The sequence below is a fragment of the Tepiditoga spiralis genome (assembly GCF_014701195.1).
GTDB classification, from domain to species: domain Bacteria; phylum Thermotogota; class Thermotogae; order Petrotogales; family Petrotogaceae; genus Tepiditoga; species Tepiditoga spiralis.
Window position 1 is genome coordinate 1632067 of the sequence record NZ_AP018712.1, and the last position, 16149, is coordinate 1648215.

The 16149-nt window shown below is 27.8% G+C and carries 15 protein-coding genes; 12 read left to right on the top strand and 3 right to left on the bottom strand.

Going from position 1 to position 16149, the window contains the following annotated elements; translation table 11 throughout:
• The first annotated feature begins 23 nt into the window (after positions 1-23).
• The 3 genes from pdo (at position 24) to guaB (ending at position 3284) form a co-directional block, all read left to right on the top strand.
• Entirely contained in the window at positions 24-695 is a 672-nt protein-coding gene (gene pdo / locus IGS63_RS07625) for a protein disulfide oxidoreductase (RefSeq protein ID WP_190613841.1), read from the top strand.
• Between the two features lie 54 nt (positions 696-749).
• Positions 750-1706, top strand: a complete 957-nt coding sequence (gene trxB / locus IGS63_RS07630; RefSeq protein ID WP_190613843.1) for a thioredoxin-disulfide reductase — start codon at positions 750-752, stop codon at positions 1704-1706.
• Between the two features lie 120 nt (positions 1707-1826).
• Positions 1827-3284 carry an IMP dehydrogenase gene (gene guaB / locus IGS63_RS07635; protein WP_190613845.1) on the top strand — a complete coding sequence of 486 codons (1458 nt, stop codon included), beginning with the start codon at positions 1827-1829 and terminating at the stop codon, positions 3282-3284.
• A gap of 58 nt (positions 3285-3342) precedes the next feature.
• Here guaB and IGS63_RS07640 read toward each other — a convergent pair whose 3' ends face one another.
• Together IGS63_RS07640 and ychF are read right to left on the bottom strand one after the other, a co-directional pair.
• On the bottom strand, positions 3343-4626 hold the full coding sequence (locus tag IGS63_RS07640) for a nucleotidyltransferase (RefSeq protein WP_190613847.1): 1284 nt from the start codon (positions 4624-4626) through the stop codon (positions 3343-3345).
• Positions 4627-4637: 11 nt separating this feature from the next.
• The gene (gene ychF, locus IGS63_RS07645; RefSeq protein WP_190613849.1) at positions 4638-5735 is read right to left on the bottom strand and encodes a redox-regulated ATPase YchF; all 1098 of its coding nucleotides are present in this window, start codon (positions 5733-5735) and stop codon (positions 4638-4640) included.
• Between the two features lie 146 nt (positions 5736-5881).
• On the opposite strand from ychF, the gene IGS63_RS07650 reads away from it, so the two are divergent.
• From IGS63_RS07650 to gcvPB, 5 genes are all read left to right on the top strand, one after another.
• A complete protein-coding gene (locus tag IGS63_RS07650) occupies positions 5882-6538 on the top strand; it encodes a PilZ domain-containing protein (RefSeq protein ID WP_190613851.1) in 657 nt (218 codons plus the stop codon).
• 131 nt (positions 6539-6669) lie between these two features.
• Entirely contained in the window at positions 6670-6900 is a 231-nt protein-coding gene (locus IGS63_RS07655) for a putative signal transducing protein (protein ID WP_190613853.1), read from the top strand.
• Positions 6893-8002, top strand: coding sequence for a glycine cleavage system aminomethyltransferase GcvT (gcvT, locus tag IGS63_RS07660; RefSeq protein WP_190613854.1), 1110 nt, complete (start codon positions 6893-6895; stop codon positions 8000-8002). The genes IGS63_RS07655 and gcvT overlap by 8 nt, the downstream gene beginning before the upstream one ends.
• 16 nt (positions 8003-8018) lie before the next feature.
• Positions 8019-9362, top strand: a complete 1344-nt coding sequence (gcvPA, locus tag IGS63_RS07665) for an aminomethyl-transferring glycine dehydrogenase subunit GcvPA (protein WP_190613856.1) — start codon at positions 8019-8021, stop codon at positions 9360-9362.
• Positions 9359-10786, top strand: coding sequence for an aminomethyl-transferring glycine dehydrogenase subunit GcvPB (gene gcvPB, locus IGS63_RS07670; RefSeq protein WP_190613858.1), 1428 nt, complete (start codon positions 9359-9361; stop codon positions 10784-10786). Before gcvPA ends, gcvPB begins: the two co-directional genes overlap by 4 nt.
• Positions 10787-10821: 35 nt before the next feature.
• Here gcvPB and IGS63_RS07675 read toward each other — a convergent pair whose 3' ends face one another.
• The gene (locus IGS63_RS07675) at positions 10822-11235 is read right to left on the bottom strand and encodes a Fur family transcriptional regulator (protein ID WP_190613860.1); all 414 of its coding nucleotides are present in this window, start codon (positions 11233-11235) and stop codon (positions 10822-10824) included.
• A gap of 336 nt (positions 11236-11571) precedes the next feature.
• Between IGS63_RS07675 and pfkA the strand changes: the two genes are divergently transcribed.
• The 4 genes from pfkA (at position 11572) to IGS63_RS07695 (ending at position 16147) form a co-directional block, all read left to right on the top strand.
• Positions 11572-12531 (top strand): 6-phosphofructokinase, encoded by a 960-nt coding sequence (pfkA, locus tag IGS63_RS07680; RefSeq protein WP_190616142.1) that lies wholly within the window; start codon positions 11572-11574, stop codon positions 12529-12531.
• Positions 12532-12599: 68 nt separating this feature from the next.
• Positions 12600-14027, top strand: a complete 1428-nt coding sequence (gene pyk, locus IGS63_RS07685) for a pyruvate kinase (RefSeq protein WP_232521169.1) — start codon at positions 12600-12602, stop codon at positions 14025-14027.
• Positions 14028-14114: 87 nt separating this feature from the next.
• Entirely contained in the window at positions 14115-15518 is a 1404-nt protein-coding gene (gene hslU, locus IGS63_RS07690; protein WP_190613863.1) for an ATP-dependent protease ATPase subunit HslU, read from the top strand.
• Between the two features lie 8 nt (positions 15519-15526).
• Positions 15527-16147 carry a response regulator gene (locus IGS63_RS07695; RefSeq protein ID WP_190613867.1) on the top strand — a complete coding sequence of 207 codons (621 nt, stop codon included), beginning with the start codon at positions 15527-15529 and terminating at the stop codon, positions 16145-16147.
• Positions 16148-16149: the final 2 nt, after the last annotated feature.

The window sequence follows — 16149 nt, forward strand, 5'->3', positions numbered from 1 at the left end:
ATATAAATTCAGGAGGTTACATTATGGAAAGATTACTTGATGAAAATACAGCAAAGCAAGTAAAAGAAGTATTAAATGAAATGGAAGGTTCAGTAAAGTGTTTATTATTTAAGGGAGATAATGAATATTCACAAGTTACTGAACAATTATTAAAAGAAGTTTCAGAAGTGAACGATAAAATAGTTATTGAATCATATGATATAAATGATCCACTCGCTGAAGAATTTGACATTGATAAAGAATTAACTCCTGCAATGGTTATGTTAAATTCAAAAGGAGAAGATTTAGGAGTTAAGTTTTATGGAATTCCTTCTGGACATGAATTTTCTACACTTTTACAAGAATTAATAGCAATGTCAAAAGGTGGAAAAACAGAATTTTCTGAAGATGCAGTAAGTAAATTATCTTCAATAGATAAAAAATTAAGAATAAGAGCATTTATAACTCCTACATGTCCATATTGTCCTAAAGCAGTTCTTGCAGCTCAACAAACTGCTATGATAAATGAAAATATTTTAGGAGAAATGGTTGAAGCAAATGAATTTGGTCCACTTTCAATGAAACACGGAGTTAGCTCTGTACCTCATACAGTAATAGAAGTATTTGAAAATGGTGAATGGGTTGTAAAAAATGAATTTGTTGGTGCATATCCGGAACCTAACTTTGTAGAAGAAATATTAAAAGCAGTAGAATAATAAATAAGATAAAAAGGTAACCGGAAGGTTACCTTTTTTTATAGGAGGAATAATATGTTTTTTGATATGGGAAGTGCTGGGAAAAAATCAGAATTAAAAGAATATTATGATATGATAATAATAGGCGGAGGTCCTGGTGGTGTTGCTGCTGCAATATATGCAGTTCAAGGTGGTGTAAAACCTCTAATTATTGAAAAAGCTTTAGATGGTGGGCAAATGAATTTAACTGAAAAAATAGAAAACTATCCAGGTTTTTCATCAATTGAAGGAAGTGAGTTAGCTGAAAAATTTGGTGAACATGCAAAAGAATTTGGTGTTGAATTTAATTATTCTACAGTTATAAAAATAGAAGATAAAGGAAATGAAAAATTAGTTTATACTGATGATGGAAATGTTATAAAGACAAAAGTTATAATAATTGCAACTGGTGCAAATCCAAGGCCGGCTGGAGTAAAGGGAGAAAAGGAATTTACTAATAAAGGAATTTCATATTGTGCAACGTGTGATGGTCATTTTTTTAAAGATCAAAAAGTAGCAGTTATTGGTGGTGGTAATACTGCTGTTGAAGAAGCATTGTATCTTTCAAAAATAGCAAAAGAAGTTGTAATTATTCATAGAAGAGATAAACTAAGAGCAGATAAAATATATCAAGAAAGAGCGTTTAATACTTCTAATATAAGTTTTAGATGGGACAGTGTTATAGAAGAAATAAAAGGGGATATAAAAGTAAGAAGTCTTGTATTAAAAAATAAGAAGACAAATGAATTAACTGAAGAGTTATTTGATGGAATTTTTATTTTTATTGGTTTAGAACCAGCTGTAGATTTTTTAAATGGAATTGTTGAGTTGAATGAATCAAAATATATAAAAGTTGATAAACACATGCAAACAAATGTAAAAGGAATATATGCTGTAGGAGATGTTATAGAAAAAGAATTAAGGCAAGTAGTTACTTCAGTAGCTGAAGGAGCAATTGCTGCTTCACATGCTGTCAGAGAGTATTTTAATTAATAAATTAGAGTCCAATATAATGGACTCTTTTTTTTATTGTAATAAACTCTTTTTATTATTGTAAATATAAAACTTATAATAAGTAATAAAATAGAAGTAAAAATAATGGAGGTGAAATTAATGAGAGAAGCTTTAACCTTTGATGATGTTTTATTAGTGCCACAATATAGTGAAATTGTTCCAACAAAGGTGAACACTACTACAAATTTGATAAAGAATATAAAAATTAAGGTACCTTTTATTTCAGCGGCTATGGATACAGTAACAGAGTCAGAAATGGCAAAAGCAATGGCAAGAGAAGGTGGCGTTGGAATAATACATAAAAATATGTCAATAGAAAGGCAAGCTCATCAAGTTGCAAAGGTAAAAAGAGCAGAAAATGGAGTTATTTTTGATCCTATTACAATTTCACCAAATACAAAGGTATATGAAGCAGAAAAATTAATGAAAGAATATAAAATTGGTGGGTTTCCAGTTGTAGATAAAAAAGGAAAATTACTTGGAATATTAACTAATAGAGATATAAGATTTGAAAGAAACTCAAAAAAATTAGTTAAAGAATTAATGACACCGTATAAAAAATTAATAGTTGCAGGAACTCACATAGGATTAAAAAAAGCAAAAGAGATACTTCATGAAAATAAAATCGAAAAACTTCCAATTGTTGATGAAAATGGGAAAATAGAAGGATTAATAACAATAAAAGATGTAATGGCGGTTATAGAACATCCAAATGCAACTAGAGATTCAAAAGGAAGATTAGTTGTTGGTGGAGCAATAGGAATTTCGGATGGTCTTGAAAGATCGAGGGCATTAATTCAAGAAGATGTAGATTTTTTAGTTTTAGACTCAGCACATGGACATTCTAAAAATATTATTGAAACATTAAAGAAAATAAAAAATGAATATCCAAATATACCTATAATGGCAGGAAATATAGCAACGAAAAAAGCAGCAAAGGATTTAATAGAAGCTGGAGCTGATGCAATAAAAGTTGGAATTGGACCAGGTTCAATATGTACTACAAGAATAATTGCTGGAATTGGTGTACCACAGCTGACAGCAATAATGGATGTTTTTGAAATTGCTAAAGAACATAATATACCAGTTATTGCTGATGGAGGTATAAGATATTCTGGAGATATTGTAAAAGCATTAGTTGCAGGTGCAAAATCTGTAATGATTGGAAGTATATTTGCAGGAACTGATGAAGCACCAGGTGAAACCATAATATATGGAGGTAGAAAGTTTAAAACATATAGAGGAATGGGCTCAATAGGTGCAATGGAAAAAGGAAGTAAAGATAGATATTTTCAATCAGAAATTGAAGAATCTGAAAAATTAGTTCCAGAAGGTGTTGAAGGAATGGTTCCTTATAAAGGTGGAGTAAAGGATATAATTTATCAATTACTTGGTGGATTAAAAGCTGGAATGGGTTATAATGGAGCTGAAACCATAGAAAAATTAAGAGAAAATTCAGAATTTATAAAAATAACTCCAGCAAGTATGCAAGAAAGTCATCCACATGATATATCAATTACAAAGGAGTCTCCAAATTACTCTTACTTTCAGAAATAAAGTAAATATAAAATATGATACTTCGATTTTATGAAGTATCATATTTTATTAATTATATTTAAAGCATAATAACTTTTTTTATCATATCTTCTTCATAAGAAGAAGATATTTTATTTTGGTATAAAAGAGAATAGATATTTGAAGCTTTAAAATCATACTTTATTTGTTCTAAAAATATTTCTGGAATGCTATCGTATTTTTTATCTTCATTTTTTAAATCTTTTATAAGTTTTTTATATATTTGATAATATTGAGAAGGAGTCGTTATTATTGGATATTTAGATTTTTTCTTTATAATATTTAATAATTTTTGTCCTTTTTTATTAAAACCTAATACTCTTAAGTATTGTGGACCATATTCAGCATATTTTTTGTATTCATAATCCTTTAAATCAAATAAAATATTTAGCATACTTCTTTTTACTCTGGTATATGTAAATCTTTTAGATTTTACTTTTTTCAATAAATCATTTATATCCTTACTCCTTTTAGAGTATTCAATAAAACGTTTATCTAATCCTTCTTTTATATCTAAAATATCTGTAATATCTTCTCTTTCTGATAACCTTAATTTGTAAAGAATTATTTCCCTCATTTTTTCAAGATTTATTGGTCCATTCCCTTTACTTATTTCTCTTTTTAATATTTCTAAAGTTTTTTTAGGAACTGAGTTTTCTATTTTAGAGATTTTATTTTCAAATATTAACTTTCTTATTGCAGTAGCACTGGATAATTTTCCTTTGAATTCAGAATCATTATAGTCAGAACCGTGTCTTTGAATAGTATGAGGTATAATTTTTGAATTATAATAATTTAAATTATTTAAATATTCAATTCCCAATATATCATTGGATTTTTCAACTATTTTTTCAATATCAGTATCATTATCAAAAAACTTTTTTAATGCTTCTTTTCTAGCATTTGGAAAGCTTAATCCTTTTTTTAAATAATATTTTAGTAAATTAGTATATTCTTTTTTTTGAGTAATTAATACATTGGATATTTTTTTTAAATACTCAATATTTGAAGATTCGCTTCCAAAAACTATATCAGTAACTACGTTTGTTCTTTCAAGAACTCCAATAGAACCATTTGCAAATGTTCCAGCACTTTGTGTTGCATATACAAAAGGTAATTCAAAAACAATATCAATTCCCATATTTAAGGCTGTTTCTGTTCTTGAAAATTTATTTATTATGGCTGGTTCTCCTCTTTGAACAAAGTTGCCACTCATTACGGCAACAGTATAATCTGGAGATACAATTTTTTTTGCTGAATTAAGGTGATACAAATGTCCGTTATGAAATGGATTGTATTCTACAATTAAACCTAAAACATTCATAATTATCTACCTCACACATGAAAATGAAAGTATACACAGTCTCCTTCTTTTAATACATAATCTTTTCCTTCTATGGATACTTTTCCTTTTTCTTTTGCATCTTTAAAACTACCTATGCTTTTTAACTCTTCAAAATTTATTACTTCTGCTTTTATAAAACCAGATTGTATATCTGTATGGATTTTTCCAGCTGCATCATAAGCTGTGATACCTTTTAAAACATTCCAAGATTTTGATTCGTTTTCTGTTCCAGTTATAAAAGTTATTAAATTTAATGTATCTTTACACAATTTTACAAAATTATCTATTAAATTACCTTTTATATTAAATTCTTCCATAAAAATTTCTTTTTCTTCATCATCTAATTCTATTAAATCCATTTCTAATTTTGCAGAAATTTTATAAAAATTTGCATTTTTATTTTTTGCATATTCTTTTAATTTTATTACATATTCATTATCTTTTGTTAAGCCTTCTTCGTCTACATTTGCTACATAAATTACAGGTTTTTCAGTTATTAAAAATAGTGATTTTATAATTTCAATGTCTTTATCCGTTCTGGTTTCTTTGAATGTTCTAGAAGGGTTTGAAGTTTCTAAGTGTTTTTTTAAATCTTCCAGTAAACTACATTCATATTTTGCATCTTTATTTCCAGTTCTTGCTAATTTAAATGTTTTTTCATATCTTTTATCTATTGTATCAATATCTTTTTGAATTAATTCAAGGTCTACAACTTCTGCATCAAATATTGGATCTATTGTTCCAGATACATGAGAAATATTATCATCATCAAAAGCTCTAACTATATGCGCTATTGCATCAACTTTACTTATATTATCTAAAAATTTATTACCAAGTCCTTCACCCTTACTTGCACCTTTTACAAGACCAGCAATATCAACAAATTCTATAGATGGTTTTACAGTTTTTTGTGAATTATAAATTTTTGATATATAATCAACTCTTTCATCTTCATACTCAACTATGGCAATATTAGGCTCTATTGTACAGAATGGATAATTATCAGAAGGAACCATTTTTTTGGAAAGTGCATTGAACAAAGTTGATTTACCTACATTAGGTAATCCTACTAATCCTACTTGAAGCATTTTAAAACCCCTTTCAATTTTTATTATATATATTATACATTATTCAGTTTAATACAATTAACAAAAAAAATTGTGCTATAATTCATTAATTTTACAAAAAGGTTAAAATATTGTATAATGTTAAATGTGTAATGGAGGTGATTTTTATGTATGATTTTTTAAAAAAAATAGTATCAAAAGATATATTGTATAAAAACATGAAAGTTGAATTTGAAATAAATGGAGTTATGTATAGTGGAGTTTATAAAGGTAAATCTGAAAATTTTAATAGTAATACAGACTATGAAATTATATTTTCTGACGAAGATTTGAGTACATATAAAGTTAGTGAGTATAGTAAGATGAGATTTTATTCAAAATTATCTGTTTTTTTGTTTAAAACACAGATACACGAAATAAAAAAAGTTGAAGATAAAACATTAATATTTTTTAAAATACCTCCAAAAGTTTATAGAGTAAAAAGAAGAGCAGATATAAGAGTTGATGTTTGTCAAAATGTTTTTTTTTATTTAAAAGAAGAGTTTGAAAAATTTCATAATCCAGATAGAAATTACTTTCTTTCAATTGATTTTAGCGTTGGTGGTTTATATATTAGATCTAAAAAAAATTTAAAAATAAATGAAAAAATATTGATAAATTTTAATTTAGGAAGTGGATATAATATAAAAAATTATGAAAGTAAGGTAGTAAGAAAAGGTTATGATGAAGGGAAAGAATATCTATATGGAATAATGTTTATGAAAAAATTAAATTGGCTTATGAATGTATCACTTTATAAAACACTTTTGAAATTTAAAAAATAGTAAAAAATATGAAAAATAAAGTATTTTCCATTTAGTTGACTTTAAATACTTTTTTTAAAGAAAAAAAAAGTATTTTTAAAATTGAAAAAATTTTCATGTGTAGTGTTATAATATGCTGGGGTGATTTTTAAATGAAAAAATTAATAGAAAATGTAGAATTTTTTAAGGCAGAAATGATTAAACAAATTCTTGAAAATGAGGGAATAAATCCAATTATAAAGTCAACAAGTATGATTGGCTCTGAATATATGGGATATGGTATTAGAAAAGATTTATATATTAATGAAAAATTTTTTGAACAAGCAAAAAAAATATTAAATGATTTAGAAATTTCAAATAAAAAGGAGGATCAAAATGTCTGAATTAAAAATGACGCCTTTACATGAAGAACATATTAAGGCTGGAGCTAAAATGATAGAATTTGGTGGTTGGGATATGCCAGTATGGTATACTTCGTTGATTCAAGAACATAAGATGGTAAGAGAAAGTGTTGGAATATTTGATGTTTCTCATATGGGTGAAATAGAAGTAAAAGGTAAAGAAGCAAGAAAATTTGTTGATTACTTAATAACAAATAATGTTGAAGTAATAAATACAGGCGATATTGTTTATTCTCCTATGTGTAATGAAAATGGTGGAATTGTAGATGATTTACTTGCATATAAATTTTCAGAAGAATATATATTTTTAGTTGTTAATGCATCAAATACAGAAAAAGATTTTAATTGGATCTTAAAGCAATCAAAAGATTTTGATGTTGAAGTAAAAAATCTTTCAAAAGAATATGGGCAAATTGCTTTTCAAGGACCAAAAGCCGAAGAGCTTTTAATGAATATAACAAATGCTCCATTAACTGAAATGGGATTTTATACATTTGTTGAAGCTGATGTTGCAGGAATAAAGTCAATAGTTTCAAGAACGGGGTATACTGGAGAAGATGGATTTGAAATATACTTACCTGCAGAATACACTTCAAAAGTATGGCAAGAATTAATGAAACTTGCAAAAGAAGTTAATGGAGGTCCAGCTGGTCTTGGATGTAGAGATACATTAAGATTTGAAGCTGTTTATATGCTTTATGGCAATGATATTAATGATGAAACGACACCACTTGAAGCAGGATTAAAATGGGCTGTTGACTTAAATAAAGAATTTATTGGAAAAGAACCTATTTTAAAAATGAAAGAAGAAGGATTACCAAGAAGATTAAAAGGAATAGAGATTTTGTCTAAAGTTCCAGCAAGACATAATTATAAAATTTATTCTGGAGATGAAGAAATTGGATATATAACAAGTGGTTCAAAATCTATTTCAACAGATAGAAATTTAGCTTTAGGATATTTGAAAAAAGGTTTTACAAAGGTTGGAACAGAAATAGAAATAGAAGTTAGAAATAAAAGAGTAAAAGCACAAGTAATAAAAACACCATTTTATAGAGGTAGTGTAAAATCTAAGAAAAAATGATAGGGGTGAAAAAATAATGTCTAATTTTTCATATCTTCCTCATACAGAAGAAGAAATAAAAGAAATGTTAAAAACAATTGGTGTTGATTCTTTAGAAGAATTATATAAAGATGTTCCACAATTATATAAAGAAGAACTAAATATACCAAAATCAAAATCAGAAATAGAAGTAAAAAGAGAAATAAAAGAAATGGCTTCATTGAATGCAGATATTTCTGAATATGGTATGTTTAGAGGTGCAGGTGTTTATAATCATTATATTCCATCATTAGTACCTCAAATAGCAGGTAAAAGAAGTTTTTTAACAGCTTATACACCATATCAAGCAGAAGTTTCTCAAGGGACATTACAGATGATGTTTGAATTTCAAACAATGATAGCAGAACTTACTGGAATGGAAGTTTCTAATGCTTCAATGTATGACGGTGCTTCAGCAATGGCAGAAGCAATTTTAATGTCTGCAAGGGTTAATAAAAAGAATAAAACATTAATTGCAGAAACTATTCATCCTGAATATATGGAAGTTGCTAAAACTTATGTTGAACCTCAAGGGTTTTCAATAGAAACTATAAAACATACAGATAGTGGAAAAATTGATATAAATGATTTAAAAAGTAAATTAAACGATGATATAAATTCAGTTATAATAGGATATCCAAATTTTTATGGAGTAATAGAAAATATAAAGAAAATAAAGGAAATATTACCTCAAAAAGTTATGCTTATAGTAGTTGCTAATCCGATGGCATTAGGTATTTTAGAAGCACCAGGTAAATTAGGTGCAGATATAGTTGTTGGAGATGGGCAACCTCTTGGTAATCCAATGGCATTTGGAGGACCTTCATTTGGATTTTTTGCTGTTAATAAAAAAGATGTTAGAAAGATGCCAGGAAGAATTATTGGTGAAACAGTCGATGAAGATGGTAAAAGAGCATTTGCAATGATTTTGCAAACAAGAGAACAACATATAAGAAGAGCAAAAGCTACCTCCAATATTTGTTCTAATCATGCACATAATACATTGTTGGCTTCTATTTATATGACAATTATGGGAAAAGAAGGTTTTTCAGAAGTTTCAGAACAAAACTATCATAAAGCTCATTATTTAGCTAAAAAATTGATTGAAACAGAAAAATTTGAAATGGCATTTAGTGGAGAATTTTTTAATGAATTTGTTGTTAAATCAAAAATACCAGTTGATGAGTTAAATAAAAAATTATTTGAAGAAAAAATGATAGGACCATTACACTTAACTAAATTTTATAAAGAAAAAGAAAATTACGCATTATTTTGTGCAACAGAATTAACTACAAAAGAAGATATCGATTACCTCGTATCATTTGTGGAGGGATTAATATGAAGTTGATATTTGAAAAAAGTACTAAAGGAAGAAAAGGTTTTAGATTACCAAGATTAGACGTACCAAAGCAAGAACTTCCAAAAAATCTTCTTAGACAAGAAAAGGCAGAACTTCCAGAAGTTTTTGAAATGGATGTTGTTAGACACTTTGAAAGTCTTGAAAAAATAAACCATTCTATTGATAGAGGATTTTATCCATTAGGATCTTGTACAATGAAATATAACCCTTTTATAAATGAAGAAATGGCATCTTTGAGTGGCTTTGTTAATTTACATCCTTATGTTGAAGAAAAAGATGCTCAAGGCGCTTTAGAATTGATGTACAATCTTCAAAAAAGTCTTGGTGAAATAACTGGAATGGATGCAGTTACATTGCAACCTGCTGCTGGAGCACATGGTGAGTTAACGGGTATGCTCATAATTAGGAAATATATAGAAGATAAAGGTTTAACACACAAAACAAAGGTAATTGTTCCAGATTCAGCACATGGAACCAATCCAGCATCAGCAACTATGGCTGGTTTTAAAGCTGTTGAAGTTAAGTCAACAGATAAAGGTAGAGTTGATATTGAAGAATATAAAAAATTAATGGACGATGATGTTGCAGCAATAATGCTTACAAATCCTAATACAGTAGGATTATTTGAATCTGATATTCTTGAAATAGCAAAACTTGCTCATGAACATGGAGCTTTATTGTACTATGATGGAGCAAATTTAAATGCAATAATGGGAATGGTAAGACCTGGAGATATGGGATTTGATGTTGTTCATATGAATTTACATAAAACTTTTTCAACTCCACACGGCATGGGTGGACCGGGAAGTGGTCCAGTTGGTGTAAAAGAATATTTAAAAGATTACTTACCAAAGCCAATAGTTGAAAAAAATGAGAATGGATTATATGAATTAAACTATGATATTCCAAAAAGTATTGGAAGAGTTAGAAGTTTATATGGAAACTTTCTTGTTTTAGTAAGAGCATATACATACATTTCAACAATGGGTAGTGATGGTCTAAAAAAATCAAGTGAATATGCAGTTTTAAATGCTAATTATATGCGTGTAAAACTTATGAATTCAATGAAAATGGCTTATGATGAAATATGTAAACATGAATTTGTTGTTGAAGGAACCTTTTTAAAGGAATATGGATTAAAAACTACAGATTTTGCCAAAAGAATGCTTGATTATGGAATTCATCCATCAACAATTTATTTTCCTTTAATTGTAAAGGAAGCAATGATGTTTGAGCCAACAGAAACAGAAAGTAAAGAAACTTTAGACGAAGTAATTGAAGTAATGTTAAAAATAGTAGATGAAGCAAAAAATACTCCAGAAAAATTACACAATGCACCTTTTACAACTCCTGTAAGGAGATTAGATGAATTAAAAGCAAATAAAGATATTAAAGTAAAATATTAAAAGCAGGCTAAGCCTGCTTTTAATATTTTAAGTATTTAATTAGATTTACAATTATTACAAATTCCTCTATAGATGACTTCTACTTCATTTACCTTCATACCCATTATTTCATTTGGAACAGAAATATTTTGTTCGCCATCTACATCATAAACTTTTCCGCATATCTCACAAATAAAATGAGAATGTGGTTTTAAGTTTGGATCAAATCGACTTCTTTCGGAATATTTTAATTCCTTTATTAAATTAGCTTTTTGTAAAACTTTAATTATATTATAAACGGATGTAAAAGAGATATTTTTTCCTCTTTTCGTTAAAGTAAGGTGTATTTCATCAGTAGATGGATGGTTAGTTGCATTTAAAATAATTTCTGCAATTAAAACTCTATTTGGCGTAGGGTGTATTTTGTTTCTTTTTAAAGTTTCGACTATTTGCTCTCTTGTTTTAAACATAAGCACTCCTCCTTTCATTAATTATTTATTTGAATTATTTTATAGTATTTAGATGATTAGAAATATGATTTATTAACATAAGTTGTTATTCCAATTATATCATGAAAAATAATTTGAATTTAAAACGTTACAAAATATAAATAAAAATCTTTAATTTGTATTAATTTAAAATATTAACTTTAATACAAATTAATTTCAAATGTAAAAAAACTTAATTTAATTATAAAAAAATATATTACAATAAGTGATATAATATAATTAGAATTTATTTTAATAAATGGATATAAATAAAAATATTCGGGGATATACAAACTTTAGGAGGCAGTTATGAAAGAAATAAAAAGAATAGGGTTAATAACTAGTGGTGGCGATGCTCCAGGAATGAATGCGGCTATTAGATCTGTTGTTAGAACTGCAGAGTCAAAAGGTATAGAGGTATATGCTTTTTTAAGAGGGTATGCAGGAATTTTAGATAAAGAATACAAAGTTTTAAAATTTTCTGATGTTGGTGGAATAATGGAAAAAGGAGGAACAATATTAAGAACAGCGAGAGTTCTAGAGTTTAAACTTCCAGAAGTTAGAAAAGAAGCGGCTGATATTTTAAGGGAATTAAAAATTGAAGCATTAGTTGTTATTGGAGGAGAAGGAAGTTTAACTGGAGCAAAACTTTTAATGGAAGAACAAGATATACCTGTTGTGGGGATACCTGGTTCAATAGATAATGATATTCCACAAACGGACATGTGCATTGGAGTAGATACTTGTTTAAATACAACTATTGAAGCTATGCAAAAATTAAAAGATACAGCTTCTTCTCATGAAAGAGCATTTATTGTTGAAGTTATGGGAAGAGGATCTGGATATATAGCACTAATGTCAGCTCTTTCAGTTGGTGCTGAAGCAGTTATAATTCCAGAAACACCTGTTGATTTTAAAGCAATAGCAGAAAGAATATGGGAAGAAAGGCAAAGAGGTAAGGTTAATAGCATAATAGTTGTTGCTGAGGGTGCAGCAAGTGCTTATACAGTTGCAAGACATTTAGAAAACAGAATAGGTTTTGAAACAAGAATAACTATACTTGGACATATAGTAAGAGGTGGATCTCCAAGTGCTTTTGATAGGATATTAGCTTCTAGAATGGGATATGAAGCTATTAAATCAATTGTTGAAGGAGAGTATGGAGTTATGATAGCTCTTTCAAGAAGTAATATGATAAGAGTACCTATTGAATCGGTTCTTTCTGAAAAAAAAGAATTAGATATGGAAATATTAAAACTAGCTAAGATTTTGTCATAAATTAATTTGGTTTTAACTAATTATTGATGTATAATTTATGTAGATATAACATTAAAACTCTGGAAGGAGTGATAACTTTGAAAAAAACAAGAATAGTTTGTACACTTGGACCTGTAACAGAAAGCGAAGAAATTCTTGGTGAATTAATGGATATTGGTATGAATGTTGCCAGACTCAATACATCTCATGGAGATCCCGAAGAACACTTTACAAGAGTTCAAAGAGTTCAAAAAATCAGAAAGGCAAAAGGAATACCAATTGCAATTCTTTTGGATCTTGAAGGTCCAAAAATGAGAACTACTAACTTTAAAACAGATGAAGTTGAATTAATTGAAGGAAATGAATTTATTTTAACTTCAGAAGATATAGTAGGTGATGAAACGATAGTTGGTTTAACTTATAAAAGACTTCCAGAAGATGTTAAAAGTGGAGATTTAATACTTTTAAATGATGGGAAAGTTAAACTTGAAGTTATAGAATCTAATGGAATACAAATAAGAACAAAAATAATAAATGGAGGTATTGTAACTCATAGAAGAGGAATAAATGTTCCAGGAGTAGATATACAACTTCCAGGATTAACAGAAAAAGATAAGTCTTATATTGAATATGGAGTAAAATGGAATGTAGATTATATGGCTCAATCTTTTGTAAGAAAAGCAGATGATATAAGAGAAACAAAAGAAATTCTTGCAAAATTAGGAGCACCTGATATGCCAGTAATAGCGAAAATAGAGACTCTACAAGCATTGGATAATTTAGAAGAAATAATTGATGCAGCAGATGGTGTAATGGTTGCAAGAGGTGATCTTGGGGTTGAAATACCAGTTCAACAAGTTCCCGTTGTTCAAAAAAGAATTATTTCTATGGCAAATGCAAAAAGTAAACCAGTAATTACTGCAACACAGATGCTTGAAACGATGATAGAAAATCCAGTTCCCACAAGAGCAGAAGCAACAGATATTGCAAATGCAATAATGGATGGAACTGATGCGGTCATGCTTTCAGCCGAAACATCTGTTGGTAAGCATCCTTTAGAGGCAGTAAAAGTAATGTCAAATATTGCAATTGAAACAGAAAAATATCTTTGGAAATATTCTAGAATGTTTAATTTTGTTACTACTGAGGGAAAAGATGAAGTAACTAATGCAATAACAAAATCTGCAGTTGAAATGGCAATTGAATTAAATATACATACAATTGTTGCGACAACATATAGAGGATATACAGTAAGAGCTCTTTCTAGATTTAGAAAAGATTTAAATATTATTGCAGCCTCACCAAGAGAAGAAACATTTAATAGAATGGCTCTTGTTTGGGGAGTAACTCCTGTTATAATGACAAAATTTATAGATACTGATTCAATGTTGGAAAATGTTTCTAATATTGTAAAATCATTGAATTTAAATAAAAAAGGAGATAAGATAATTGTTACTGCAGGAATTCCATATGGATTTGCTGGAACAACTAATCTAATAAAAGTGCACGAAGTTTAAAATACTACAAATAGTGCGGTAAGTATTCCGCACTTTTTTTTTAAGTTTATTTATGGTAAAATTGTTATAAATATCGGAGGTGAAAAAATGGTTTTGGATAAATTAACACCAAAAGAAATAGTAGCACAATTAAATAAATATATTATAGGACAAAATATAGCAAAAAAACAAGTTTCAATAGCATTGAGAAACAGAATTAGAAGATTGAAATTAGAAGAAAATATGAGAAAAGAAGTGATACCTAAAAATATATTAATGATAGGACCAACTGGAGTAGGTAAAACCGAAATAGCAAGAAGACTGGCTCAAATTGCAAAAGCTCCATTTATAAAGGTTGAAGCTACAAGATTTACAGAGGTTGGGTATGTTGGTAAAAATGTGGAAAGTATGATAAAAGAATTAATGGATGTTTCAGTTAATCTTGTTAGAACTGAAATGATGGAAAAAGTTGAAGAATTAGCAAAAAAAATGGTTGAACAAAGAATTGTGGAAGCTTTAGTTCCTGCATCAAAAAAGCAAAATTCAAATGCTAATTTTATGGAAATGTTTCAAATGTTTAATCAACAAGGAAATTATCAAAATCAAAAAAAAGAAACTATTGAAGAACCAGAAATAAAAAGAAGAAGAGAAGAAATTTATGAACAGTTAAAAAAGGGTGAATTAGAAAATATAGAAATAGAAATTGAATTGGAAGAAGATTCAACACCAATGTTTGCAGGAATGGGATCAGAATTTGAAGACATGGGAATGCAAATTGGTGAAATGTTTTCAAATTTAATGCCAAAGAAAAAGAAAAAAAGAAAGATGAAAGTTTCAGAAGCAAGAAAAATATTACAACCAATAGAAGCGGAAAAATTGATAGATAAAGAAAAAATGATACAAGAAGGCATTGAAAGGGCTCAAAGCAGAGGAATAATATTTATAGATGAAATAGATAAAATAACAGCAAAAGGTAGTGGCGCAGGACCTGATGTGTCACGTGAAGGAGTTCAGAGAGATTTATTACCAATTGTTGAAGGTACTAATGTAATGACTAAGTATGGTCAAGTTAAAACAGATTATATATTATTTATTGCTGCAGGTGCATTTCATATGGCAAAACCATCTGATTTAATACCAGAATTACAGGGAAGATTTCCAGTAAGAGTAGAATTACAAGACTTAACAGAAGATGATTTTATTAAGATTTTGGTTGAACCAGAAAATGCAATAATAAAACAGTACAAAGCTTTACTTTTAACAGATGATGTTGAACTTGAATTTTCAGAAGATGGAATAAAAGAAATTGCCAAAATTTCTTTTGAATTAAATGAAAAAGTTGAAAATATAGGAGCTAGAAGATTATATACAGTTGTTGAAAAAGTTTTAGAAGAAGTTTCATATGAAGCTCCATCATCAACAGCATGGAAAGTAGTAGTTAATTCAGAATATGTTAAAGCAAAATTAGGAGATATAGTTAAGGATGAAAATTTAAGAGAATACGTATTGTAGGTGAAAATATGAATTCAGAACATGTAGATATATTAATAATAGAAGAAAATGAATCAATCATAAATTTATATAAAAAAATGTTAATGAATATATTAAATGATGAATATTCAATAAAAATATTGAAAAATAATAAGGAAATATCAAATTTTTTTGATAACACTAACAACTTTAAAAATAAAATATCTTTAATTATTTCTGAATCATCTATTGAAGGCGTTGAAATAATAGAAAAACTCGGGGACATAAAAAGTATGTTCCCGAGAGTTTGTGTATATATAATGAGTAATGATGTAAATATAGAAAAATTAAAAAAAGCTTTAAAGTATGGTGTAAGTGATTGGATTGAAAAACCTATTACTCCAGATGAATTTTATGAAGTTGTGCATAAATCTATTTATAGAGGAACATCATTTGAATCAAAAATTAGAGATATTGAAAAAGAAATTGATAATTTTAATGTAGAAAATGAAATTGAATATTATAAATTAGAAAATAGATTAGGTAAATTATTGGGAGAAAATCCATCAAGATATGAAACTCATTATTTATTAGGTAAATTATATGAAAAAAAAGGAATTAAAACATTATCTATAAAACATTATAAAGCTTCAGAAGCATTGAAAAATTGAGG